This window comes from Rhodococcus sp. MEB064, assembly GCF_000834565.1.
GTDB lineage: Bacteria > Actinomycetota > Actinomycetes > Mycobacteriales > Mycobacteriaceae > Rhodococcoides.
This window is the reverse complement of sequence record NZ_JXQS01000068.1, coordinates 1-284: the sequence shown is the minus strand read 5'-3', so window position 1 is coordinate 284 and position 284 is coordinate 1. Positions and strand designations below refer to the sequence as shown.

1 protein-coding gene is annotated in these 284 nt (G+C 66.5%); it reads left to right on the top strand.

The features are described 5' to 3' along the window. Positions 1-284 (top strand): hypothetical protein (locus tag RU01_RS20435; protein WP_042576439.1); only part of this gene is annotated, 284 nt, incomplete at both ends.

The window sequence follows — 284 nt, the reverse complement described above, 5'->3', positions numbered from 1 at the left end:
ACGACGATCGCCGAGGTGGCGATGTCGTACACCGGTGACCTGTCGAACCCCGGCGAGAAGCTCTACACCCTGGACTACTACCTACGGTTGGCGGAGCAGATCGTCGACGCGGGGGCGCACGTGTTGGCGATCAAGGACATGGCGGGGCTTCTTCGGGCGCCGGCGGCGGCGACGTTGGTGTCGGCGCTGCGGAAGAATTTCGATCTGCCGGTGCACGTGCACACTCACGACACTCCGGGTGGTCAGTTGGCGACGTATCTGGCGGCGTGGGAGGCCGGGGCGGA